This is a genomic window from Marinobacter segnicrescens, from assembly GCF_900111555.1.
Taxonomy (GTDB): domain Bacteria; phylum Pseudomonadota; class Gammaproteobacteria; order Pseudomonadales; family Oleiphilaceae; genus Marinobacter; species Marinobacter segnicrescens.
In genome coordinates, this window is the sequence record NZ_FOHZ01000009.1 from 111,169 (window position 1) to 136,486 (window position 25,318).

Genomic DNA, 25,318 nt, shown 5'->3' on the forward strand with positions numbered 1-25,318 from the left:
AACCATCCCGGACACGCCGGATACAACCTTTAACACAACGCTCTGGTCACTTTCTGCTACAGTAATCAAACAATACCGTAGGCACTGATTAATTAGCGTGACACATAAATACAAATTAATCGGACTGTAGGGTTCAACCCCCTATTTGTAATCCGATGAAAACTCATTCAAACCATTTCGTGGTAATCTTGGCGCACTTTAAAACAACCGTACAAGAACTGACCAAGTCAGCGGAAAGATGACGGCAGAAAGCATCGAGCAAAGGATACAGCGAGCCCAGTCCCTGCGCCTGAAGCGAATGATCTGGGGCTTTGCGAACCACGCCTGTACGGCCCTTGCGGTAATCGGCCTCTACCTTGGTGGCTTCCTGCCAATGGAGCCAGTGCTCGTATTCTTCGCCAGCAGCCTGCTGTGCGGAACCCTTCTGGTGCTTGTACTGCAGTTCGGCATTAACCTGCGGTTCAAAGATCCCAGTATGACCATGATCCAGATCATCTGGCCGGTCATTCCTTCCCTGTATGTCATGTTCTTTGTCGCCCTTCCCCAGGGACGCATCCTGTTCCTGTTGCTGGCCACCGGCGGCATTATGTTCGGCGCCCTGGCCCTGAACCGGCGGCAGATGCTGACCATCGCCTGGCTGTTCTGGCTGGGCTACCTGGGGTTGGTACTGGTGCTGGGCTGGCTGGCTCCAGAGCGAATCTACTGGCCGCTGGAAGCGGTTACCCTGTTTGCCTACGCCTCGGTGTTGTCCATCGTTGCCTACCTTGGCAGCTTTATTTCCGAGCTAAGGCACCAACTCAGTATCCGCAACCGGGAACTGAAGCACGCCAACGTGGAGCTGGTGGAACTGGCGACACGCGACTCCCTGACCAGTCTGCCCAACCGCCGCACAGTGATGGAACAATTCGAACGGGAAGTCGCCCGCAGTGAACGGCAGTCTCCCGGCCCCAAGGCGCTGGGCATCAGCGTGCTGGATATTGACCACTTCAAACGCATAAATGACACGTTTGGCCACCAGGCCGGGGACGAAATCCTGCGCAAGGTCAGCCGCACCATTCAGGCGACCATTCGTAAAGGCGATTACGTGGGACGCATTGGCGGGGAGGAATTTCTGCTGATTTTCCCGGATACATCGCCAGACCATGCCGTGCCCGCAGCGGAGCGCATCCGCAAGGCGGTAGAAGCGCTACGCTTTGATGAATTGCCTGAGGGATACCGGGTCACCGTGTCCCAGGGCGTGACAATTCACCAGGTCGGTGAAACCCTGCAGACCACCTTCAAGCGAGCCGATGAGGCACTCTACCAGGCCAAAAACAGCGGCCGTAACCAGGTTCTTGCGGCCTGAGGCAATTGCTGCCGCCACCCGACCAGGAACAACCCCAGCCCAGGGAATCACCCCCCCAGCAAATGATCCAGTGGCTGACTGTAACCCGGTGCAAACACTTCCAGGAAATACCTCACTTCCGGCAGGCCTTCCTGCTCCAGCCGTTCACGGATCTGCTGGGCGGCGGGCTCAAATTCCCGGTTGCCGGCCTGGATTTCCGCCTCACATTTGAGCAGGGCCGACAACCGGTCTGCTGCCTTCACCAGCTCCGCCACATCCGGCTGCCAGCGTGATTCCTGGATATAGAGGGCAAAGTCAGACTGCAGGCTTTCGGGCAGCAGCGCCAGTAGCTCATCGGATGCCTTGTGCTCGATGTCCCGGAAGGCTTCGCGCATCACCTTCGAGTGATACTTTACCGGGGTCGGCATATCACCGGTGATCACTTCGGAGGCGTCGTGGTACAGGGCTGCGGTGGCGACCGTTTCAGGATTGACCTGGCCGTCAAAGTGCCGGTTACGGATCACCGCCAGGGCATGGGCCAGCGTCGCCACTTCCCATGAATGGGTAGCAACGTTCTCTTCAATCGCGTTGCGCATCAAGCCCCAGCGGCGAATCCACCGCAACCGGCCAATATAGGCAAAGAAATGACTCAGGCCCTGCCCGCTCATCGGGACTCCAGTTCGAACTCGATGGTCACAGGTCCCTCACCACCCTCGCCGGGACGTACCTCCGGTTCCCGCAGGAATATCTGGCCGTCGGCAACGCCGTACTCTTCTACCAGCAGGCTTTTCAGACTGGTCCCACGCTGGGATGCCAGCGACTCCAGTGCGTTATCCGGCAGGGATTCGTCGTCTCCGAGCCTGGCTTCAAGGGCAGGTCTGTCCACCGACTCCAGCGCAACACCGCGGATGGTCAGGACAATTTCCTCCCGGGCTTCAAGGGCCTTTGCCACGCTCTCCATCTTGGTGTATTCACCCATCACCAGGGTCGTCTCACCAGCCAGGAACGCAACGCCACCCAGCTCCTCCGGGGAGTAATCACCCAGGTCAGCGATGGAGCCCAGCAGGTTGAAGGGGGACATGGCAGCCTTGACAAGGGATGCCCGAAGGGTGCGCATCATAACCGGCCCCAGGCTGAATTCAGGGTCTGCCAGGTCTCCGCTGACCGGAATTTCCAGGCTTACCCGGTTGTCTTCATCCCGCAGCAAGGCAAGGCCAAGGCGGACCGGGGCGGTAATCTCGGCATCGCTCTGGACCGCCTCCCCGAGTTCGAGCCGCTCCAGCACCAGGTGGTTGGTGGCGTCCAGCTGCGTGCCTTGCAACTCGTAACGCCCCTCACCGGAAAGCTTGCCACTATCGACCCGGTACCCCAGATAGAAGCCGAAATACGAGTTGAGCGCCGGCATGGACAATTCTTCCAGGGTGGCGTTAATTTCTGAACGCCCATCGGTTCCCAGGGTGGCGATAGTACCGTCGGCGCGGAAATCGCCGGAATCGTCCAGCGTACCGCGCAGGCTGAAGCGGCCCTGCTGGGGCGTGATATTGCTGAGGCCGGAAACCGAGGCCTCCAGGTCATGCAGGCGACTGGTGAAGGAAGGACGGGGTGTATGATCGGTGTAGCGGACCTCTCCGTTGGCCAGGTCAAGCTGGCGGAGCCTGAAGATAAGCGGGGGCGCGCCTTCTGCTTCGCTGTCAGCGCTGCCTGCTGGCTCACCGCTGGCCGGACCAAGGAAACGGACCAGGTTCAGGGGTTGGTGCGGGTATTGGACCACCCCCAGTTCCGGCTCGGAGAGCGTCACGGTACCCAGTTCAAGCCGGGCCGGGGAAAAATTGTATTCGATGGGGTCGAGGCGCAATTCTCGCCAGGCCAGGATGCTGTCGTCTTCATCGGGCAGCCGGCCGTCAAACTGACTGATACTGCCACGACCGCTGAAAGTACCGGTGAGCGGATCGTCCTGCACATCAATGTCGATATTGCCCGACAGATTAAGGCGCCCTTCCAGGACCTCCAGTTCGCTGACTTCCCTCAGATAACCGTTGAACGGAGCCAGCATCAGCTGATCAAGGTTCAACCCTCCCTCAAACGTCAGTGGGGCCAGGGTGAACTGGCCGTTGGCCGAAACTGTCCCGCCCTGCTCAAGCTCCCCGCGGGCCTGGTAGGTAATGGCCTCCTCCAACTGCTCAGTCATTGCCCCCAGGCTCAGCTCCACGTTCTGCAGGGCAAGCCGGACCGCGCTTTCCGGGCGTTCGTCAAGCCAGGCGATCGTGCTCTTGTTGATATCCAGCCGGCCCACCGACCAGCGCAGACCACGTCCATCCCCGCTATCACCTTCCGAGCTGGTTTCGCCGCTGCCCCTGAGCGAACGTGTCAGATTCAGGGTGCCGTCCCGGGATACCACTGCGTCCAGGTGCAGTGATTCACCGGTTACGGCGGAAATCACCAGCTCCGGCCCATCCAGGTTGAAAGCCACCCCCTGCATGGCCAGGGTATCGGCACTGGCCAGGACCTGGTCCGGTTGTTCGTGGTCGGCCAGTTCCAGCCGCGTGGCGCTGAGTTGACCATCCCGGGTCGCCAGGGCGATACCCTGGTTATCATGGGCAAACTGGTAGGCGGTTTCGAAGGTCAGGCGGCCACTCTTGACCGACCAGGGCAGGTGGTCACCAAGCCAGGCCCGCAGTGTGTCGGCGCTGACATTATCGAGTGAAAGACGGCCATTGGACCACACCGGTGACAGGCTGAGGGTCCCCTCGGACTCCAGTACCTGCTCACCCATGACGGCCTGCAGGCTGTAGCTGCCCGCCTTATCCTGATCTGTGGTGGCCACATCGGTCACAGTCAGCCCAAGGGCTTCCAGGGTCAGGGTGTGAGGTTCATTGTCATCCCCCGCTGGCAGTCGTCGCAGCTGCAGTCGGCCGCCGTTGACCACACCTTCGCCCAGCATCCACTGAACCGATGAGCGGTCGCCCTCGTTGCTCCCGGTCGCACCATGCTCGCGCCAGTCTTTGACCAGGTTTGTTCTGCCATCGCCCAGCAGGTCGACCCGCAGGAACGGGTTGTCCAGCGTAAGCTGCTGTGCATTGAGGGAGCCCCGGATCAGCTGCAAAAATCCCAGGTTCAGCGTGACGGCACCTGCTTCGAAGACCGGGGCGCCCTCACCGTCTTTGGCCTTGACGTCTTCTGCGGTCAGGGTAAAGGTGAAGGGGTTGAAACTGACGTCCCCGGTGTCGGCCGTCCAGCCGAGGTACTGCTGCACCCGTTCGGGGATAGCGGAAGCAAGGTAAAGGGGAACCAGGCCGAACCCGGTGACCAGCCAGGCCAACGCCAGCACCAGCAGCCAGAACCACCAACGGCGGTAGGCAGGTTTGCGTCGGACGGTTTCGGTCACTTCGTTCACTCCTTAGAGGTTCTCAAGCGCACGTGATCCTGAAAGAATATAGAAGCGTAGATTCGAACCCAACCTTTATATCAGGAATCCCCGATGGATATAGGTGATATGCGCCGCGATTTCGAGAGCGAAGGCCTCGACCGCGAGCACCTGGACGATGACCCCTTCCGGCAATTCGAACTCTGGTTCAACGATGCCAGGACAGCCGGTATCCTCGAGCCCAATGCCATGTCGCTGGCGACTTCCGGCGCGGATTCCCGACCTGACCTGCGTACGGTGTTACTGAAATACTTCGACCAGGACGGCTTCGTATTTTATACCAATTATGGCAGCCGCAAGGCCCGGGAGCTTGAGGAAAACCCGAATGCCGCCTTGTTGTTTCCCTGGATCGGCCTGAACCGGCAAGTGATCGTGCAGGGCTCGGTAACCCGGGTCAGCCAGACCGAATCGCTACGTTACTTCGCCAGCCGCCCCCGGGGCAGCCAACTCGGCGCCTGGGTGTCGGAACAGAGCAAGGTGATCCGTTCCCGGGGCCTGCTGGAGCAGAAAGTCGCCGAGATCAAACGCAAGTTCGGTGATGGCGAAATTCCGCTGCCGTCATTCTGGGGCGGCTACCGGGTGGTTCCCCATCGCATCGAATTCTGGCAAGGTCGCCCGAGCCGCCTGCATGACCGTTTCGAATACCTCAGGAGCGACAATGGCTGGACTATCCAAAGACTCCAACCCTGATCGGGCCGCCGTTTCCGTCTGGCTCGGTCGTCAGCCCCTCGAGCCATACGACTTCCCGGACTGGCTGGGAACCTACGAACGCGAAGTCGCCTCCGGGATGGCCACGGGCCGGTTGATGGAGTTTGTCCACAGCCGCTGGCTGGTACGGCAGTCCCTTTATGGCGTAAGCGGCCACGCCCCCCACCTGTGCCGCCCGGTACACGGTCGCCCGGTGGCCTCGGCCGAGCCCGAGGGCTGGCATCTTTCCCTGAGCCACAGTCACGGCATGTCTGCCTGTGCGGTGTCCTCCCGCCAGGGTATCGGCGTCGATATCGAGCCGCTGTACCGTGATACCAACTGGAGGCGTATCGTGCACCGCTGGTTCACCGAACGGGAGCAGGACTGGTTGCTCGCCCAGCCAGACCAGGACACCTTCCTGCAGGTCTGGACCCTCAAGGAGGCCTGGCTCAAGGCCACAGGCCGTGGCATTGCCAATAACCTGCAAACCCTGGAAGTCAGCGCCAACCTTGATCTGCTTGGTGACCGCCCCGGTGAAACATGGCACGCGGCGCTGACCCAGGCAGAAGGCTACATGATTGCGGTTGTCTGGCAGGATGAAAGTACCGAGGCCGCACCGGCCCTTCACCTGGTCCACGCCAGTGACGAAGCCCACCTGGTGCCGGCGGAGCTGGAGCGCCTGTCCGAGCAGCCCTGGATGATTTGCCCCATGGCCCAGAGGACCTCGGCGCGCTGAACAACAGGAGAACCAGCACCATGGACCATAATGCCGAACGATGCCCCTGGTGTGGCAACGACTCACTCTACGTGGACTATCACGACAATGTCTGGGGCCGACCGGAAACCGACGACCTGGCCCTGTTCGAAAAGCTCTGCCTGGACGGCCAGCAGGCCGGCCTGAGCTGGATCACCATCCTGCGCAAGCAGGAGAACTACCGGGCCGCCTATGACAATTTTGACCCGGAAAAAATCGCCCGCTACGGCGTCCAAAAAGTCGAGGCGCTGCTGGCGGATCCGGGCATCATCCGCAATCGCCTGAAAGTGGAGTCCATTATCCGCAACGCCCGGGCCTGGCTGGCCATGGAGGAGCAGGGCGAGTCACTCAGCCGGCTACTGTGGTCCTTTGTGGGCGGACTGCCTATCCAGAACCGCTGGCAAAGCATCAGCGAGGTTCCCGTCACCACGCCAGAGGCCGAAGCCATGTCAAAGGCGCTCAAGCAGCGCGGCTTCAACTTTGTCGGTCCCACCATCGTATACGCCTTCATGCAGGCCACCGGCATGGTCAACGATCACCTGGTGCAGTGCCATGCCCACGAACCCTGCCGGGAACTAGGCTCGCCGGGCCGCTTTTTCTTGCCGCCACACTGATCCTTCCCCCCGGTCACGGCGTAAAGTCGGGTATCGAACAACCACCTCGACCCGATGGGGACCTACCCGTGCGCATTACCCTTGCTGAACTGCACAAGGCCGGAACCGGCCCGGTGACGCTGCTGGAAATCCTGTCCATCGAAGGACAAAGATACATGGCCCGTATTTACCTTGGTGAGCAGACCCTGATCCTGTCGGACCCCCGTGGCCGAACCCGACTCTTCCGCAGTAGTTGGGAGATTCTCGACACCCTAAAGGAAATTGACATTCAACGCACCGATGTGGTCCACGGCTCCGCTTACAATGAGATGGTTGGGATGGCGCCTGCACCGGTGGATCCGCTGCGAATCCGGATTCAGGGGCAGCAGCAGTGATTTCCGTCGAAAGACTTGCCATCCTGGTGGGGGTGGCCGGGCTGGTCCCTTTCCTGGCCGGCGTCATCGGACTGTTTCTAATGCCGGCGCACGCCAGCTGGCTGATATCATGGTTCCATATCTATAGTGCCGGCATCCTTGCCTTTATGGCGGGGGTCTACTGGCCGGTAGCCATGCAACTGGAAAACCGGTGCTATCCGTTGTCACCGGTTGTCACGCTGGTGATCAGCCAGGTGCTTTTCCTGGCCGGTGGGCTGGCCCTGCTATTGCCCCTGGAGTGGCGCGCCCTGGTGTATCCGGTGGCGTATATCGCGTTGTGCCTGATAGACGTGCGCTGGCTCTATAACTACTGGCCCTTGTGGTATCGGCGCCTTAGGGTGGGGCTGACCACCGTGGTGGTTATCTGTCAGCTTGCAGTCATTGGCTGGATGTTCCTTCACCCCTGAGATTATCCCCGTTGCCGGGAAGGGTGAGTTGTTTCAGTTTGCGAATGGCCGTCTTCTCGATCTGGCGTACCCGCTCTCGACTGATGCCCAGATCCTCAGAAATGACCTGTAAGGTATGCCCGGAGTTCATGCCCAGGCCGAAACGACGAGTGAGCACCTCCTGCTCGCGGTGGTTGAGGTGGTCCATCAGGGACGCCAGGGTCCGCTTATGGTCGTCTTCCTGCACCAGGGAAGCGGGATCTGCCCGGTCATCCGTCAGCGTATCTCCCAGTGATGTATCGGTCCCCTCTCCGAGGGTCAGCTCGGTGGAAAGCTCGGTCGCCGCATAACCCCGGATTTCACTGATCCGCGCCGGATCCACCTCCATTTCCTGTGCCAGCTCACTCTGACGGGGCGGACGGGCAAGGCGATGATGCAGGCGCATGGTGACGGCCTGTAACTGGCGGATTTCATCGATGATATGGTCCGGGGTGCGAACCACCCGATAACCCCGCTTCCGGGACCGGCGCACCTCCTCGGTAATCCACCAGTATGCATAGGTGGAAAAACGGAACCCGCGGGCCGGGTCGAAACGGTCCACCGCCTTGATCAGACCGATATTGGCCTCCTGGATCAGGTCACCCATTGCAGTGCCTGTGTAATCATGGCGTCGGGCAATGTGGACGGCAAGCCGAAGGTTACTGCGGATTAACCGTTCCCGGCTACCCTCGAGCAACGCTCTCAGGCGCTGCCCCCGGCTGCTACTCAATGGGAGATCCGTGTAACAGTCGCGGGCCTCGCGGATGGTTGCCGGTACGGGCCGGCCGGTGAGAGCGGCCAGTCTGTCGAACAGGCGGGTCAACCGGGCCGACAGCCGTTGTTCCTGGGCCGGGGTCAACAAATCATGATCGGAAACATCCCGGAAATACCGGGAAACGAGGCTCTCGGAAAGCTCGTTGAAGGAGTCATGTCGCATGGGCACTCCACAGGGGCCGGACCATACCGGTCCCGGTTCAGGTTCTGTCAGTGTTTACGGACAGAAAGCCGGCGCGGATTGCCACAACAGTGAGGTCAGCGGCGGTTAAACGAAGGTTCGGTATGCGGAAAAAAGTCGTCATCAGGGGACCGGAAGGCACCCGGCACAAAGTGCCGGGCACCCCGATCAGGAGGCAAGACATCCCCCCTTACCAACGGGTGAAGCGACCGGTTTCACCCGTCGATAACCGGTTGCCGTGAGGAAGGGCCTCCTCAGGCGGCGACGATGGCGTATTCGTGGTTGTGGGGCTCGATCAGCACACCGTGGAGGGCCACGATGGCCTTCTCGTAGTTGTCCTCGTCCACCACAAACTGGATGTCCACCTGGCGCATGCACTGGTGAACCGCCAGCACGCTGATTTCCTCATCCGCCAGTGCCTTGACCGAACGGGAAAGGATACCGGGCACTTTCATGTCGGAACCGATGGCCGACACCAGCGCCACCTTGCGGGTATTGAGTTCCGCATTGGGGAAGGTTTCCTCCAGCGCCTTGACCACCCGCTTCACGTGCTTGAGAGTGCTGTCCACGTAATGGGTAATGGTGTTGGCGTTGGTATCCTTGGACACAAACCGCACCTTGAAGCGGCTCAGCACTTCCAGGATCCTGCGGTCATAACCCGGCTCGCCCTGCATGTCCTGGTCGAACACCTCGATGGCGAAGATGCCCTTGGCGCCGGCAATGATTTCAACCCGGGGCTTCTCACTGACATAGTCGCCGGTGATCAGGGTGCCGGTATGTTCCGGCTCGAAGGTGTTCTTCACCCGCAGGGGAATCTCATTCTGGCGCAGGCCCTTGCCGGCACGTGGGTGGATTGCTTCCATACCCAGGTTGGCAAGCTGGTCGGCCACATCGTAGTTGGTCCGACCCAGGGGCACCACCTTGTCGGCACCAACGATGTTGGGGTCGGCGGAACTCAGGTGATATTCCTTGTGAATGACGGCCTCGCGAGCATTGGTGATCACCGCTACCCGGCTGAAGGTCATCTCGCTGTAGCCCCGGTCGAAGGTACGCATCAAACCTTCCTTGCACTGGGCATAGCCGGTCACAATGGGCAGCTCACGGGTCAGGTCGACAGCGTCGAACGCCTGCTTGAGTTTTTCATCCAACGGCAACAATTCATTGTCGCGCCAGCCGGTCAGATCCACGAAACGGGCGTTAATGCCTTCCTGCTGAAGCTTGAGAGCGGTATTGAAGGCACTGTGGGCCTCGCCGATACCCGCCAGCATCTCCCGCACGGTCAGCAGGTGCTCTTCCAGCTGGAACTGGCCGTAGGAACACAGCCGCTGAAGATCGATCAGACAGCCGCGAACGCCTTCGATACGGTCGGTGATGAACTGGTCGGCCTGCTGCTTGAGCATGGGGTCGACGAACAGTTCGCCGTTGATGTCGGTGAGGAACTTCACCAGCTTGGTGAGATCGTCACCCCAGGCCCAGTCAGACTCGGCATCGGCAAACAGGGCATAGACGCCCGGCTCACCGGTTTTCTTGTGCTCCAGAAGCTCATTGGTCACGCCACCGTAGGCGGAGACCACAAAGATGCGCTGATACAGGTCATCTTTCTTGCGGTCACCGATGATGATGTTATCTCGGACCGCCTCGTAGTTGCTCATGGAGGTACCGCCGATCTTCTCGACGGTATGCAATTGGCTAGTCATGGTGTTTCCGTCATTATCCTGCAGAATGAATGGCCAGGGAGGTCAACAAGTGCCCGTCCCGCGAGATTTGCAGTTTCCCGGGACCAGCCCGGGAAACCACCAAATCAACCAGCCGGGTCACTGGCGTCTTATGACGCTTTGCTGATCCCTTCCTGCATGATTTCGTCCACACTTTCAGACAGAATCTTAGCACCTTTTTTCAGGTCATCCTCACTGGTGGTCAGCGGCATCAGGCACTTGATGACCTCGTCGTTGGGACCACTGGTCTCGATGATGAGCCCCTTCTCGAAGGCGCGGGCGGTGATGGCATCGGTCAGCTCGGCGTTTTTCGCCTCGATACCACGCATCAGGCCACGGCCCTTGACGTGGAACTCACCGGGATACTTGTCGCAGATGGCCTGCAGGGCATCGCCCAGAACCTTGGTCTTGGCCTTCACCTCATTGGCAAAGGCGTCATCCTTCCAGTAGGTCTCGATGGCGGTGCGCGCGGTCACAAACGCCATGTTGTTACCCCGGAAGGTACCGTTGTGCTCACCGGACTCCCAGATATCCAGTTCCGGCTTGAACAGCACCAGCGCCATGGGCAAGCCGTAGCCGCTCAGGGACTTGGAGACGGTCACCATATCAGGCTTGATGCCGGCGAATTCGAAGCTGAAGAACTCACCGGTGCGGCCATTGCCCGCCTGGATGTCATCCAGAATCAGTAGCATGTCGTGCTTCTTGCACAGCTTCTCCAGGCCCTGCAGCCACTCGGCGCGAGCCGCGTTCAGACCACCTTCACCCTGGACGGCCTCGACGATCACCGCCGCCGGGGTTTCGTAGCCCGAAGAGCCGTCAGACAGCAGCTTGTCCATGATCGCCAGGCTATCCACGTCTTCACCCAGGTAGCCGTCGTAGAACATGAAGTCCACATTGGCCAGGGGCATACCCACGCCACCACGGTGATGTTTGTTACCAGTAGCCGCTACGGCACCGGTGGTCACGCCGTGGAAGCCGTTAGTGAAGGAAATGATGTTGGTACGACCCTTCACCTTGCGGGCCAGCTTCAGGGCGGCCTCGACACAGTTGGTACCGGTAGGCCCGGTGAACTGCATCTTGTAGTTCAGGCCGCGGGGCTCAAGGATGTACTTCTTGTAGGACTCAATGAAGTCGTGCTTGGCGGTGGTGAACAGATCCAGGCCCTGGCTTACGCCGTCAGCCTCGATGTATTCCAGCAATGCTTTCTTCAGGACATCGTTGTTGTGGCCGTAGTTCAGGGACCCGGCGCCAGCCAGGAAGTCCAGGTATTCCTTGCCGTCTTCGGTGTACAGGTGCGCGTTCTTGGCCCGGTTGAAAATGACCGGAAAGGCCCGTGAATAAACGCGAACTTCGGATTCAGTAGACTTGAAGATTTCCATTGTCTTGCCTCTTAGCATGTCAGGTTCGAGGTGGAAATGCGGGGTGCCGGACGGGGTTCGGTCGCGACCGGCACAACGCACAGTTTCAGGGGCGCTGAAGGCAGGGGTTCCTCTTACCCCCTGCCGGCCCGTCAAACAAAAGCGATGTTGGTGCGATCAGCCCTTGCGAGTGAAGGGACCTATACGCAGCAGGAATTCGGAGTCGTGCTGACCACCAAAATGCAGCTCTTTTTCGAAGTGCTCGTGGTATTTCACTTCCGCGTCCATATCCCGGGCGAAAGAACGGAACAATGCCCACGAGGCTTCGTTGTCTTCGGTAATCGTGGTTTCCATGTGGGTAACCTGCTTGCACGCATCCCGGGCCACGATTTCCTTGAGCATTCGCTTGGCGAGACCCTGGCCGCGACCCTTTTCATGGACGGCGACCTGCCAGACGAAAATAGTGTCAGGCTGGCTGGGCGGGATATAACCGGAGATAAAGCCGACGAGTTCGCCGTTCATCTCCGCTGCCACGCCAGTTTCGGCAAAGTGGCTGCACTGCAGGAGGTTGCAGTAGATGGAGTTGGGGTCCAGCGGCGGGCACTCTGCCACCAACTGGTGGAGTCGGAAGCCATCATCCTTGACCGGAGTGCGGAGGGTGATGGCGGTGGTATTTGAACCTTCGGTTGTCATGTTCAGTCTTTTCGCTGCAAACGTTAGTGGTGAATTATATAGACCACGAAATAAAAATCAACCGGGCACCCATGCCACAGAACACCCAGTCTTCCGCCGGAGCCCAAAAGCCGTTAAAGACACACTTTTATATTAGGCCAATTTCTCACCGATTCCATTAACACCCATCAATTGTTCCACGGAGAGCAAGGTACCGTTAAGAATACGATGACGATATGACAAGGCAGCGTCACTGTCCGGTGGCCATAGATGGTCAAACCGGACGAGCCAGTCAACCAGGGGAAAGTCTACCGGCACCAGTGCGCCGTGCAGCGGGAGGGGATATTCAGGCGCCAGGCCCTCTGATGCCGGGCTGGCCAGGGCCAGGCGCGCAACCAGTCCACGGGAATCACCGAGCAGATTACCCATGCCGGCAGCGCCATTATTCAGGAATAGCCGGGCCCGATCTCCCACGACCAGGTTACGAATAACAGGGAGGCAGGTATGGGTGCTGACAATCACATCTGCATCGGTTTGCCAGAACCATTCGGCGAGCTGGTCATCACCCGCCTGCGCAAGGACCTCATGGGCCAGCCCCCAGCCGGCCAGGGACTCCGGATCGCCGTGCAAAATAACAACCTTTAGTCCTCCAAAGATCAGACAACGATAACGGGGCAAGTCAGCAAGCCTTTGCTGCAGATCCGGGTGGTTTTCCGCCACCCGCTGCAGGCGCTCCATGATGCGATTGGAGCGCTCTACCACTACGTCTTCCACGAAGTCCGGATACGCACAGCCACACCCGGCACCATCGCCGGGACGGGCAAGTTCGTATTCCACGTTACCGGTAATGGCGTCGTGCGACAGCACCCGGTCATTGATCTCCCGGAAAAGCGCATCGTCGGCATTGAACCAGTTGAAATCGCCGTTAAAGAGCAGTTTTGCACGCAAACCGCCTCGCTGCTCCCGCTCCGCCATGGCTTCGATTTCATCCAGTGCGAAGGGGTTTCCGTAGAGGCCGCCGATCACATAGAGCACATCGGCATCACAGGCTTGCGGCTCCGCGGTAAGCTGCTCCGGACGATACCGATACTGCAGCGGACAGCTGCGGCCTTCGGTCATGACCCCGCCCCGGTTGTGGCCAGCGCACGACCCGCAAGGCGGCGCAACACCAGTGGCAGGAAGAACCCGAAGGTGCAAATCAGGATGCCCCAGGCATTGGTACCCAGCAGCAGTGCATAGGCGCCCTCGCCGATGGCCCAGGAATCCGGTATCCAGCCGACGGTGAGTAATACTCCCAGCCCAAGCCCGGTCCAGAAACTGAGATGGAAGCTCCAGGGCGACCAGCGGGTAAAGCCGTAGAACAGGAAAACCGGTGCCAGGCCCATCACCATGGTGCCGGAGATGGTGGTTGCCTTGAGAATGTCGGTGCCGGCAAACATGGGCAGGTTACCGAGAATGGCGAAGATGATCATCACCGCAGCACCCACCTTCATACTCGGCAGTCGCTCCGCCGCGCGCTTTGCCAGCCGTGGCAGATCCACCGCCAGGGACTTGGAGAATGAGGTAAAGGTGGAGTCCAGGGTCGATCCGGCTGAGGTCATCATCACCACACTCATCAGGAACAATGCCGTCAGCCCAAGCGCCTGGCCTACTGCCGCCGGGGCATTACCACCGGCGTCAATGCCATTGAGCCGTGCGTGCACACCCACCAGGCTGAAGATAAACACGGCCACAAAGCCCAGCAGGCCCGCCACCACGAAACTCTTCAACATGGTCTTTTCCCGGTTCACAAAGCCCCGATCGGTCAGTACCGGATCGTGGAACGGATAGCTGAACAGCTGCAGGCCGGCTACCAGCAACAGATCCATGCCAGCCTCCAGCCGGAACTCACCGGTAGTGAGCAGGGTTCCGGTATCGTTGGCAGGAATGATCAGGAACAGCACCGCTGCCACAAAGAACACGAAGAGCACCGCCTGAATGACATCAGTGAAGATGGAGCTGCGCAGGCCCCCCTTGAGGCTGTAGGCGAGGGTAAAGGCGGTAAAAACCATGGCCGCCGTGTAGTAGGGCCATTCCCCGACATTGCCGAAGTAACCTCCCACGACCGCCGTATTACTCCACACTTCGTTATAGAGGCGAATCAGGATAGCGGCCGCAAAGCTCAGCGCCGCCAGCCGGCCAAAGCGGGAGGTAAGGAATTCCTGCAGGCTCCCGGCACCGGTCTGGGTACGGATCAGGTAGATGATGTAACCGGCAACCGGTATGGACAGCCAGTAAGCGGCATAGGCCAGGCCACCGGTAACACCGTAGGCGGCGCCCAGATTGGCGGCGTTGGTCACGGACTTGGCGAAGATCCAGCTGATGAAGATGGATGCGGTGAGTGACCACTGACCTACTGGCCGCCCCTGATCATCGGCGCCTTTATAAAAGGACTCAGCGTTGCGACTCTTCGGTGACAGGACATACATTACCACCCCGTAGACGATCAGAAAGCCCCAGAACAGGGTGGCTTCAGTGCCGGTCATTCCCGTTTTCCTCGGTTATCCAGGTATCAACTGTTTGGTCTGCATGACAGCTGGGGGGCGGAGCCTGCGGTGGGGGCCCCTTTCTCCGCTGCAATTCACGGGCCTTCCCTGGCCCGACCTTGCACCGCGCCATCCATGGCGCTGCTGCGAAAGGGGCCCCCACCACATGCTCTTCATACTCTGTGCGGGCCGCCCTTCAAGCTCTGACTCAGGCGGTTTATGTTGGTGCGCTGCAGCTGGCCCCAAACCGGTAACAGGAAAAGCACCGGTGATGCCGCAGCATAATGCGTTCATCCATACTCTCCGCCAGGGTGCCACCCAGGTCGTACTGGGGGTCGTCGTCCACCAGGGTGCAGGCGAAAACCCGCACCTGATCGTTCTTCTTCACCAGCATGCGGGTGTAGGTGCACATGAAGTGGGCCCTGCTTTCCCGGGTGGGGTATTTCTCCATGCAGTTTTCGGTGATTTCCGGACTGCCATCGTCAGAACCCGGGGTGCCCAGATCCGGAAACGCCGTGAAGGCCAGGGGCTCCGGAATCCCCCATTCCCGGAAAATACCCCGGAAAGCATTTTCCGCCTGCAGCGGGTCCTCCATGGGATCGCTCTGCCGGGCAATGGATACTTTGAAACCCTGGTCGACAAGCCAGCGGATGCCTTCCAACGCCTTGTCGAAACTTCCCTCACCCCGGTCCACATCGTGGCGGGCAGCATCCGGGTAGTCCAGGCTGACCCTAAAATGGATCGGATGGGGATTATCCAGCAACGGCAACACCTTGTGCCGACGCTTCAACAGAGGGTCAGTCGCATTGGTGAGGACAAAGCAGGGGCGGTGCTGGCTGGCGTAATCGAGGATATTCACAAAATCCCGGATGACGAAGGGCTCGCCACCGGTAAAGGAAAACTGCTCTACACCCATATCCAGTGCTTCATGGATAAAGGGCTCGACATCGCTGAGCTTCATCCCCGGGATACGCCCATCTCCCGGATGGGACCCTTCAAGGCAGAAGGGGCAGGCCAGGTTGCAGGCGGTGCCGGTGTGTATCCACAACTCCCGCAGACGGTCAGAGTCGATGTACCCACGGTGTTCACCCTCCCGGGTGTGGGTCCAGCTGTCCCTGGCTCGCGGCTCCAGTACTTCAGTGACGGGTATCATTTTCTCGGCAGTCAGGGGCATAGGGGCTCCATCACAACGTTTTGTTAGTCCTCAGACACGACAATGTCCATTATGTTACAGATCTGTCCTGTTTACGTTGGGCCTTGCCGGTATGGCCACCACCCAATCGCCAGCGGTGAAATCGTTCCAGCCAGGCCAGGACGCCCTGGGGCGCATGGGCCTGTTTCCACTGCCCGGCAGCGGCCTTGGCAGATTCATTCCAGGTGGGATAGGGGTGGATGGTACCGAGGATTTTGTTGAGGCCGATGCCATGCTTCATGGCCAGGGTAAACTCCGCCAAGATCTCACCACCGTGGGCGCCCACCACTACCGCGCCAAGGATGCGGTCCTTGCCAGGCACCGTCAGCACCTTGATAAAGCCGTGGTCCTCGTCCTCTGCGATGGCCCTGTCCAGGTCGTCCAGGCCATAGCGGGTAACCTCATAGTCAACACCCTGCGCCCGGGCTTCCGCCTCACTCAGGCCCACCCGGGCCACTTCCGGCGCAGTAAAGGTCACCCAGGGCAACACCCGGTAATCCACCCGGAACCGCCGGAACTGACCAAACAGTCCGTTGACCGCGGCGTACCAGGCCTGGTGGGAGGCGGCGTGGGTAAACTGGTAGGGGCCGGCCACATCTCCGCAGGCGAACACATTGGGGAAGCCCACACTCAGGTCTTCTTCCACCGGCACGGTGCCATTCTCACGAGGCTCGATACCCAGTGCTTCGAGGTTCAGTCCGTCGGTATTACCAGCCCGGCCAACGGCCACCAGTACCCGGTCAAAGGGAATCCGCACCCGCTCGCCATGGTGCTCACACCAGGCGATGCGCTCGCCGTTCTCCTCAGCAAATTCCACGGCCTTGTGACCTGTTCGCAGATCAATGCCTTCCCGGTGGAACTGCGCCTGCACCAGCTCCGAGACCTCGACGTCTTCCTTCGCAAGAATCCGGTCGCCGGCCTCAATCTGGATTACCCGGCTACCCAGCCGGGCGAAAGCCTGGGAGAGCTCGCACCCGATGGGACCCCCGCCCAGAACCAGCAACCGCCCTGGCTGCTCTTGCAGGTCCCACAGGTTCTCCGAAGTGAGCGGGTCCATGGTGTTCAGGCCGGGAATCGGAGGCACAAACGGCTTGCCGCCGGTGGCAATGACGATGCTGCGGGCGCTGAGCCTTTCCCGGCGACCATCGTTACGGACCACATCGACTTCCCAGGGAGACACAAAGGCCGCGCCGCCTTCGATAACATCCACGCCCAGGCCGCGATAACGCTCCGGGGAGTCATGGGGTTCAACCTTTGCAATGATTTTTTTTACTCGACCCATGATGCTCGAAAAGTTGCCCGATACCGGCACAGAGTCCAGCCCGTAGCGATCAGCATGGCGCAGGGTATCGGCGGCCTTCGCACTGCGGATCAGCGCCTTGGACGGGACACAGCCGGTGTTCAGGCAGTCACCGCCCATCCGGTCCCGCTCGATCAACGCCACTTTCGCTTTCACAGCCGCTCCAATGTACGCCGAGACCAGTCCGGCCGATCCGCCACCAATCACCAGCAGGTTATAGTCGAACGAATCCGGTTTCCGGAAGCCCCGGTATGCCCGACGACGCCGGATAAAGCCCACCACGAACTTGGCCATGAGAGGGAACAGGCCCAGCAGGGCAAACGACAGCAGCAGGTCGGCCGAGACAATATCGCCCATACTGCTCACCTGTCCCAGCTGTGTGCCCGCGTTCACATAGACAAAGGTGCCCGGCAACATGCCCAGCCAACTGACCAAGGCATAGGTGCGCAGTTTCATCCCCGTCAGGCCCATGGCCAGGTTAATCAGGAAGAAGGGAAACACCGGTACCAGGCGCAACGTTGCCAGGTAAAAGGCACCGTCCTTTTCGATACCCTCATCAATCCGGCGGATGGTTTTGGCGTACTTGCGCTTTAGGGTATCCCGCAACAGGAAGCGCGCCACCAGGAAGGCCAGGGACGCACCGATGGTGGAGGCCACCGAGACAGTCAACAGCCCGACCAGGTTACCCAGGAACGCCCCGCCCGCCAGGGTCAGCACAGTGGCGCCGGGCAGGGACAAGGCCGTACTGACCACATAGACCAGGGCGTAAAGCGACACCGCGAGCACCAGGTTGTCCGCAATCCACGCCTCCAGCTGTGCCTGGTTCTGCTTCAGGTTCTCCAGGGTCAGCACGTCCGGCCCACCCAGCGTGATAAAGGCCGCCACGAGCAGGGCAATCAGGGTGAGGACAATCAGTTTCGGTTTTGACATGGTCTACAACGTCCGGAAGAAAAATGACGGGTATCAGACACGGATACGGCCGATCTGTTACAGGGTAGCGTGCAACGGATGCCGGAAGTACTGAGGCATACGAAAACCAGCGATATACGGGCCAGTCAGGGCAACAGATTGTCCGGCATCCGGCCCATACGGGAAAGGGGACCGAAGTCCCCTTTCTCATTACTACAGATCTCGTTAATTCCGTGCTACCAACCCTCAGGCAGTGGCGGTGCCCTTTTCTTCATCATGCCCACCGGCATTGTGATCCCGTGCCAGCAGTATGTAGAAGGCCGGCAGCACAAAGATGGTGAACAGGGTGCCAATGCCAAGGCCTGCACTGATGGTGAGACCGATGGCAAACCGGCTTTCGGCGCCCGGACCCACGGCGATCAGCAACGGCACCATGGCGAAGATCAGCGCCAGGGACGTCATGATGATCGGTCGCAGGCGAATCGCCGCCGCTTCCAGTACTGCCTCCCGTTTGCTCAGGCCGCGCTCTACCTGCAACTGGTTGGCGAACTCCACGATCAGGATACCGTTTTTCGACACTACGCCAATCAACGTGATCAGCCCCACCTGGGTATAGATATTCATGGTGGCAAAGCCAAGCACAATAAAGGCCATGGCCCCCGCCACCGACATGGGCACCGATACCAGGATGATGAACGGGTCACGCCAGCTCTCGAACTGGGCTGCCAGCACCAGGTAAATCACCAGAAGCGACAGGAAAAAGGTCACCATCAGCGCGCTGCCCTGGGTGGCCAGCTGTCGGGACTGCCCAGTGTAATCATGGTTGAAGCCCTGCGGGAACACACCAGCAGCCGCTTCCTCCATCCAGGCCATGGCATCACCGTCGGTCACGCCCGGCATCACAACCCCTTGCAACGTCAGGGAGTTGAGCTGGTTGAACTGGGTGCGTTGTGATGGCTCAACATCCTTCTCGAAACTGATCACACTGCCCAGGGGCACCAGCTCACCAGTCCCGGTACGGATGTAGTAGTCATTAAGCGCCTCCTCACTGACCCGGAAATCCTGGTCCACCTGGGGAATCACCTGGTAGGACCGGCCTTCCATACTGAAGCGATTGATGTAACCGCCGCCCAGCATACTGGACATGGCCTGCCCCACATCCTGCATGGACAGCCCCAGGTCCGCCACCCGGTCACGGTCCACCTGAATACGGGTAACCGGCCGGTCGAAGTCGATGGACTTCTGCAGGAACATGAAGTTACCGCTCTGCATAGCCTTGCCAAGCAGCTCATCGGCCACTTCATTCAACTGCTCGTACCCGGCGCCGGTGGTGATCACAAACTGGAAGGGAAGACCGCCGCCCGAGCCCGGCAGGGACGGTCGCGGGAACACCGCCGTCTGGAGGCCGGTGACCTTGTTCAGCTCGGCGTTGAGGAGTGGCTGGACCTCGAACTGGGTAATGTCACGCTCGCTCCAGGGTGCCAGTTTGAAGCCACCGAAGACCGCATTGGGGCTGGTGATGCCCAGGATCATGAAGTCCTCCTCGTAACCCGGCACCGTGGTCATGCGCTGCTGGACTTCATCGCCATGCTCGCGGAGGTAGTCCAGCGTGGACGTTTGAGCACCCAGCCCCTGGTAGAACAGGATGCCCTGGTCTTCCGTGGGGGCGAGCTCGTTCTGGCTCATGGCCACCATGAAATAGATTGATCCCAGCACCACCAGCGCGAAGAAGATCACTACGCTGATGGTCTGCATCATGGAGTCCAACGCCCGCTTGTAGCCGTTGGCCAGGCCATTGAAGGTGCGCTCAACCCGGGTCTCGAACCAGCCCGGGTTACCGTGGGGTTTGAGAATCTTGCCGGACAGCATGGGCGACAGGGTCAGGGCCACGATCCCGGAAATCACCACCGTTCCGGCGAGGGTAAAGGCGAACTCAGTGAACAGGGAGCCCACCAGCCCGCCCATGAAGCCGATCGGCGCGTAGACCGCCACCAGGGTGGTGGTCATGGCAATGATCGGTGTGGCCATTTCCCGGGCACCGTTCAGGGCCGCATCGAAGCGGGACTCGCCCTGCTCGATATGGCGATGCACGTTCTCCACCATGATGATGGCGTCATCCACCACCAGGCCGATGGCCAGCACCATGGACAATAGCGTGAGCAGGTTCAGGGAAAAGCCCATCATCAGCATCACGAACGCACCACCCACCAGGGACAGGGGCACGGCCACGGAGGGCACCACCGCGGCCCGGATGGAGCCCAGGCACAGGAATACCACCACCAGCACAATCACCAGGGCTTCCAGCAGGGTCTTGATTACCTCGGCGATGGAGTCCTCGATAAAGCTAGAGGCATCGTAGGCCAGACGCACATCGAGGCCCGATGGCAGCTGCCGCTCGATGTCCGGCAGCTCATCCTTGACCAGTCCCGCCACCGTCAGCGGGTTGGCGCCAGGAGACAGTTCGATCGCCACATAGGTCGCCGGCTGACCCTTGTACAGGGCGAGCTGGTCGTAGGTTTCCGAACCCAGCTCAACCCGGGCGATATCCCGCAGCCGGATGATGGAGCCATCGGCTTCCTTGACCACCAGGTCCCGGAAGCTCTCCACGTCCGACACGTCGGTATTACTCGTCATGCTGATCTTGGTGTACTTGCCCTCGGTATTGCCCACCGCGGCCTGGTAGTTGTTACGCAGCAGTACACTGACCACTTCCTGGGGCGTCATGTCGACAGCCGCCAGGCGCTCCGGGTCCAGCCAGGCCCGCAGGGCGAACTTCCGCCCCAGCAGTTCCGCCTTGCCGACACCGGCCAGTGCCTGCAGCCGCGGCTGCACCACCCGGGTCAGGTAGTCGGTAATCTGGGGCACATCCAGCTCGTTGCTGTAGAAGGCAATGTACATCAGCGCTGTGGAGTCGCCAGTGGTGGAGGAAATCACCGGGTCCTGGGCGTCCGCTGGCAGCACGTTACGCTGGCTGGCCACCTTGGCCTGGATTTCCGCCAGGGCCGCGTTGGCGTCGTAGTTCAGTACCATTTTGGCTTCGATGGTTGACCGGCCCTGGGAACTGGTAGAGGTCAGGTAATCGATACCGCTGGCCTCAGCCATGGCCTGTTGCAGCGGCGTTGTGATGAAGCCCTTGACCAGGTCAGAGCTGGCGCCCGGATAGGCCGTGGTTACCGTAACCGTGGTGCTCTCCAACTGCGGATACTGACGGATTTCCATTTCCATGGCGGCCCGTGCGCCAAGCAGCAGGATCAGCAGACTGACCACCGTGGCCAGTACCGGCCGGTGGACAAAGATATCAGTGAATTTCATGACTCGGAGGCCTCCGCGGCCTGCTCACTGTCAGCAGCCTCTTCCTGGATGGTCACCCGCTGCCCGGCCCGCAGGCGCAACAATCCCTTGGACACCACCTGGTCACCCTCCTCAAGACCACTGAGAATTGCGACACGGTCATTGTTGACGTCACCGGTGGTGACGGAACGACGGGTCACTGTTTTCTCACCCTGGTCGTTCTCTTCGATCAGGAACACATAGTCACCGTACGTGTTGTAGGACACTGCCGTACGGGGCAGGGTAATCACTTCACGATCTTCCGGCTGCCGGGTCATGATGGTGGCGAACATGCCCGGACGAAGCTTGCCTTCCGGGTTATCCAGGGTGGCCCGTATGCGCACAGTGCGGGTTTCCGGATTCACCGAGGTATTGATGGCACTGACCTGGCCGGAAAAGGTCTCTTCCGGCACGGCAGCGACCGTGGCTTCCACTTCATAGCCCTGTGCCACCCGGGGGAGGTTACGCTCCGACAAGGTGTAGTCCAGGTAGATGGGGTCCAGCATGTTGATTTCGACAATGGGTGTACCGGTGGCGATGTACTCACCCTGGTCTACCAGCCGCAGACCCAGCTTGCCGTCGAAAGGCGCCCGGATCACTTTCTTGTTGAGCTGGGCCTCTGCCTCGTTGACCCTCGCCCGCGCCGCATCGTAGTTGGCCTTGGCCTCATCGAACTGGGACTGGGACACGGCCCGCCGGGGCAGCAGGTTTTCAATCCGTTTAAATTCCTGCTGGGCCAGCTGCGCCTCTGCCCGGCGGGTCCGCAGCGCGGCCTCGTCAATCTGTGAATCCAGGCGGATCAGCACATCACCCTGCTTGACCATATCACCGGACTCAAACGCGATTTCCTGGATCACCCCGGGCACCTCGTTGGCCACCTGGATGCCATTGACAGCCTCAACGCTGCCAACGGACTTGATCGCCGGGGTCCAGCTCTGCAACGTCGCCACGGCAGCCGATACCTCGGCCGGCGGCTGTGGCTGGGACATCTGCTCTTTCATCTGCCCGAACTGATAGAACTTGTAGCCAAATATGCCCCCGAGCACGATGCCCAGAAACACGAGAACAATGAGGAAGCGGCGAAACGTGCGCATAGCGAGTAATCCCTGACAATAACCGGAACGGACCCCGTAGATACCGATGCCCAGGGCAAGGATACGGAGAAGGTACAACAGTAGATGGGAATTATTTCACTTTATAAGCAAGCGAAACAGTCTTGTTTTAAAGATTATTTTCTGTACAAAGCCGCGCAAGGGGAAAGCCCCTGACGCCCCGGCAAGGCGTCAGGGCCAGTACCGTCAGCGCAGGATAACCAAGGGCTTTTCGGCGGTCTTGAGCATGGTCGTCGTGGTGCTGCCCACCAGGAACTGACGGATACGGGAGTGGCCATAAGCACCCATCACCAGGATATCGATATCCTGTTCTTCCTGGTAGGCGTGCAGGGTCGGCTCCACATCGCCGGCCCGGATGGCCACCTGGATGTCCACACCCATTCCGGACAGCATGGTTTCGGCCTTCTTCAGCTGTTCACGACGGTCCGCCGTGTCAGCACCCACCATGACCACGTGCAGGGGCATGCCCCGGAACACCGGGCTACCGGCCAGCAACTCCACACTGCGGAAGGCGGTCTTGCTGCCGTCGAACGCCAGCATGGCGCTCTTGGGTATGGTGAACTCATCCGGTACCAACAGGATCGGCCGTTGCAGGCTGCGGATCACGGTTTCCAGCTGGCTGCCGATGTGCACATCCCGGTCGGAACTGCTTTCACCATGCAACCCCATCACCAGCAGGCGGGTCTGGTTTTCAAGGGCCAGCAGGGACTCGGTCAGGTCACCATGACGCTGGCGTTTGATGACATTTTCCACGCCCGCGTCCTTCACCCGTCGTTCGGCGTCATCCAGCATGTGATGGCCATGCTCCAGCGCCAGCTTGCTGCGGCGGGCATCCAGGTCTGCCAGTTCTTCCAGCAGGTGCTCGCGGCTGCCCAGGCCGATATTACCGGCCAGGTCCGGTGCTACCGGGTACCGCTCTTCGTCCAGCACATGCAACAGGGTGACCGGCACCTCCATGTGCTGGCTGGCCCAGGCGGCGTAATCGCATACCGCCGGGGCTGCACGGGAGCCGTCGATACAGGCAACTACTCGTAGCATGGTGTCCTCGCCTTCGTTGTCGTTATGGTTATTGTTGTGACCGCGATTGCTGTCGATCCGTGTGTTCTGGTCCATATCAGTGCCCCATCAGCTGGTCAACAGCGTCAGGCTTGTCGTGCACGCCAAAACGGTCAACGATGGTGGCGCTGGCCTCGTTCAGGCCGATCACCTCGACCTCGGCCCCTTCCCGGCGGAACTTGATCACCGCCTTGTCCAGAGCAGCTACCGCCGTAATGTCCCAGAAGTGGGCCCGGCTCAGGTCAATCACCACCTTATCCAGCGCCTCCTTGAAGTCAAAGGATTCGGTGAATTTTTCCGACGAGCTGAAGAAAACCTGACCGACCACCCGGTAGGTGCGGGTTGCGCTGTCTTCGTCGTAAGCCGAGGTAACGGCCATGTAGTGCCCCACCTTGTTGGCAAAGAACAGCGCGGCCAGCAATACACCCGCCAGCACACCAAAGGCGAGGTTGTGGGTAGCCACCACCACGATCACTGTCACCACCATCACAATATTGGTGGACAGCGGATGCTCCTTGAGGTTCTTGATGGAACCCCAGCTGAAGGTACCGATGGATACCATGATCATCACAGCCACCAACGCCGCCATGGGAATCTGCACCAGCCACTGGTCCAGCACCAGCACCATGATCAGCAGGAATACCCCTGCCGTTAATGTGGAGAGCCGGGTACGACCGCCGGACTTGATATTGATGATGGACTGGCCAATCATCGCGCAACCCGCCATGCCACCGAGCAGGCCCGAGCCGATGTTGGCGATGCCCTGGCCCTTGCACTCCCGATTGCGGTCAGACGTTGTGTCGGTCAGGTCGTCCACAATGGTCGCCGTCATCATGGACTCCAGCAGACCCACCACAGCGAGGCCGACGGAATAGGGCAGGATAATCATCAGGGTGTCCAGGTTCAGGGGCACGTCCGGCCACAGGAATACCGGCAGGGTATCGGGCAGCTCACCCATATCCCCCACCGTGCGGATATCCAGGCCGAACCACATGGCCACACCGGTCAGTACCACGATGCAGACCAGTGGCGAGGGGATCAGCTTGCCCACGGCCGGCAGGTACGGGAACAGGTAGATAATGCCCAGCCCGGCGGCGGTCATCGCGTAGACGTGCCAGGTCACATTGGTCAGCTCCGGCAACTGGGCCATAAAGATAAGAATCGCCAGGGCGTTCACGAAGCCGGTCACCACCGAGCGAGACACAAAGCGCATCAGTCCGCCCAGCTTCAGGTACCCGGCGACGATCTGCAGCACCCCGGTGAGCAGCGTGGCAGCCAGCAGGTATTCCAGGCCATGTTCCCTGACCAGGGTGACCATCAACAACGCCATGGCACCGGTGGCAGCGGAAATCATGCCCGGGCGACCGCCCACAAAGGCAATCACCACGGCAATACAGAAAGAGGCATACAGACCCACCTTGGGGTCCACGCCAGCGATAATGGAGAAAGCGATGGCTTCCGGGACCAGGGCCAGGGCCACGACGATGCCGGCGAGCAGGTCACCACGAATATTGGAGAGCCAGTTGGCTTTGAGGGTTTTCACCATAACAACG

At 60.1% G+C, this 25,318-nt stretch carries 20 protein-coding genes; 6 read left to right on the plus strand and 14 right to left on the minus strand.

The features are described from left to right. The first annotated feature begins 238 nt into the window (after positions 1-238). Positions 239-1,345, plus strand: a complete 1,107-nt coding sequence (locus tag BM036_RS10925) for a GGDEF domain-containing protein (RefSeq protein WP_091851725.1) — start codon at positions 239-241, stop codon at positions 1,343-1,345. A gap of 47 nt (positions 1,346-1,392) precedes the next feature. Here the strand turns inward: BM036_RS10925 and yfbR are convergent, their stop codons facing one another. After that, positions 1,393-1,992 carry a 5'-deoxynucleotidase gene (gene yfbR / locus BM036_RS10930; RefSeq protein ID WP_091851727.1) on the minus strand — a complete coding sequence of 200 codons (600 nt, stop codon included), beginning with the start codon at positions 1,990-1,992 and terminating at the stop codon, positions 1,393-1,395. Beyond that, the gene (locus BM036_RS10935) at positions 1,989-4,709 is read right to left on the minus strand and encodes a DUF748 domain-containing protein (protein ID WP_091851730.1); all 2,721 of its coding nucleotides are present in this window, start codon (positions 4,707-4,709) and stop codon (positions 1,989-1,991) included. Before BM036_RS10935 ends, yfbR begins: the two co-directional genes overlap by 4 nt. Before the next feature lie 93 nt (positions 4,710-4,802). Between BM036_RS10935 and pdxH the strand changes: the two genes are divergently transcribed. From pdxH to BM036_RS10960, 5 genes are all read left to right on the plus strand, one after another. Beyond that, positions 4,803-5,438, plus strand: a complete 636-nt coding sequence (pdxH, locus tag BM036_RS10940; RefSeq protein WP_091851733.1) for a pyridoxamine 5'-phosphate oxidase — start codon at positions 4,803-4,805, stop codon at positions 5,436-5,438. After that, a complete protein-coding gene (locus tag BM036_RS10945) occupies positions 5,407-6,171 on the plus strand; it encodes a 4'-phosphopantetheinyl transferase family protein (protein ID WP_245742580.1) in 765 nt (254 codons plus the stop codon). The genes pdxH and BM036_RS10945 overlap by 32 nt, the downstream gene beginning before the upstream one ends. A 20-nt stretch (positions 6,172-6,191) precedes the next feature. Continuing rightward, positions 6,192-6,803, plus strand: a complete 612-nt coding sequence (locus tag BM036_RS10950; RefSeq protein ID WP_091851736.1) for a DNA-3-methyladenine glycosylase I — start codon at positions 6,192-6,194, stop codon at positions 6,801-6,803. A gap of 68 nt (positions 6,804-6,871) precedes the next feature. Then, entirely contained in the window at positions 6,872-7,177 is a 306-nt protein-coding gene (locus BM036_RS10955; RefSeq protein ID WP_091851739.1) for a DUF6482 family protein, read from the plus strand. After that, positions 7,174-7,623: a DUF3429 domain-containing protein gene (locus tag BM036_RS10960; protein ID WP_091851742.1), complete on the plus strand. Its 450-nt coding sequence runs from the start codon at positions 7,174-7,176 to the stop codon at positions 7,621-7,623. The genes BM036_RS10955 and BM036_RS10960 overlap by 4 nt, the downstream gene beginning before the upstream one ends. Here BM036_RS10960 and BM036_RS10965 read toward each other — a convergent pair. The 12 genes from BM036_RS10965 to BM036_RS11020 all read right to left on the minus strand — a co-directional run bounded on the left by BM036_RS10965 (position 7,595) and on the right by BM036_RS11020 (position 25,311). After that, complete coding sequence (locus BM036_RS10965) at positions 7,595-8,578, minus strand: sigma-70 family RNA polymerase sigma factor (RefSeq protein ID WP_091851745.1); 984 nt, start codon at positions 8,576-8,578, stop codon at positions 7,595-7,597. The two genes, BM036_RS10960 and BM036_RS10965, sit on opposite strands and share 29 nt — an antisense overlap. Positions 8,579-8,850: 272 nt before the next feature. Further along, positions 8,851-10,293, minus strand: a complete 1,443-nt coding sequence (locus tag BM036_RS10970) for an aspartate kinase (protein WP_091851747.1) — start codon at positions 10,291-10,293, stop codon at positions 8,851-8,853. Positions 10,294-10,421: 128 nt separating this feature from the next. Then, positions 10,422-11,690 carry a diaminobutyrate--2-oxoglutarate transaminase gene (gene ectB / locus BM036_RS10975; RefSeq protein ID WP_091851750.1) on the minus strand — a complete coding sequence of 423 codons (1,269 nt, stop codon included), beginning with the start codon at positions 11,688-11,690 and terminating at the stop codon, positions 10,422-10,424. 156 nt (positions 11,691-11,846) lie between these two features. Beyond that, positions 11,847-12,362, minus strand: a complete 516-nt coding sequence (gene ectA / locus BM036_RS10980; RefSeq protein WP_091851753.1) for a diaminobutyrate acetyltransferase — start codon at positions 12,360-12,362, stop codon at positions 11,847-11,849. Between the two features lie 132 nt (positions 12,363-12,494). After that, the gene (locus BM036_RS10985; protein ID WP_091851756.1) at positions 12,495-13,460 is read right to left on the minus strand and encodes a hypothetical protein; all 966 of its coding nucleotides are present in this window, start codon (positions 13,458-13,460) and stop codon (positions 12,495-12,497) included. Beyond that, positions 13,457-14,866: a sodium:solute symporter family transporter gene (locus BM036_RS10990; RefSeq protein WP_091851759.1), complete on the minus strand. Its 1,410-nt coding sequence runs from the start codon at positions 14,864-14,866 to the stop codon at positions 13,457-13,459. The genes BM036_RS10985 and BM036_RS10990 overlap by 4 nt, the downstream gene beginning before the upstream one ends. 217 nt (positions 14,867-15,083) lie before the next feature. Next, positions 15,084-16,040, minus strand: a complete 957-nt coding sequence (locus BM036_RS10995) for a radical SAM protein (protein ID WP_091851762.1) — start codon at positions 16,038-16,040, stop codon at positions 15,084-15,086. Between the two features lie 49 nt (positions 16,041-16,089). Beyond that, a complete protein-coding gene (locus tag BM036_RS11000) occupies positions 16,090-18,288 on the minus strand; it encodes an FAD-dependent oxidoreductase (protein WP_091851765.1) in 2,199 nt (732 codons plus the stop codon). Positions 18,289-18,513: 225 nt separating this feature from the next. Further along, positions 18,514-21,579, minus strand: coding sequence for an efflux RND transporter permease subunit (locus tag BM036_RS11005; protein WP_091851768.1), 3,066 nt, complete (start codon positions 21,577-21,579; stop codon positions 18,514-18,516). Further along, positions 21,576-22,691, minus strand: a complete 1,116-nt coding sequence (locus BM036_RS11010; protein WP_091851771.1) for an efflux RND transporter periplasmic adaptor subunit — start codon at positions 22,689-22,691, stop codon at positions 21,576-21,578. Before BM036_RS11010 ends, BM036_RS11005 begins: the two co-directional genes overlap by 4 nt. Positions 22,692-22,895: 204 nt before the next feature. Next, positions 22,896-23,747 (minus strand): universal stress protein, encoded by an 852-nt coding sequence (locus BM036_RS11015; RefSeq protein WP_177186046.1) that lies wholly within the window; start codon positions 23,745-23,747, stop codon positions 22,896-22,898. Positions 23,748-23,823: 76 nt separating this feature from the next. Then, complete coding sequence (locus tag BM036_RS11020; RefSeq protein ID WP_091851777.1) at positions 23,824-25,311, minus strand: SulP family inorganic anion transporter; 1,488 nt, start codon at positions 25,309-25,311, stop codon at positions 23,824-23,826. Positions 25,312-25,318: the final 7 nt, after the last annotated feature.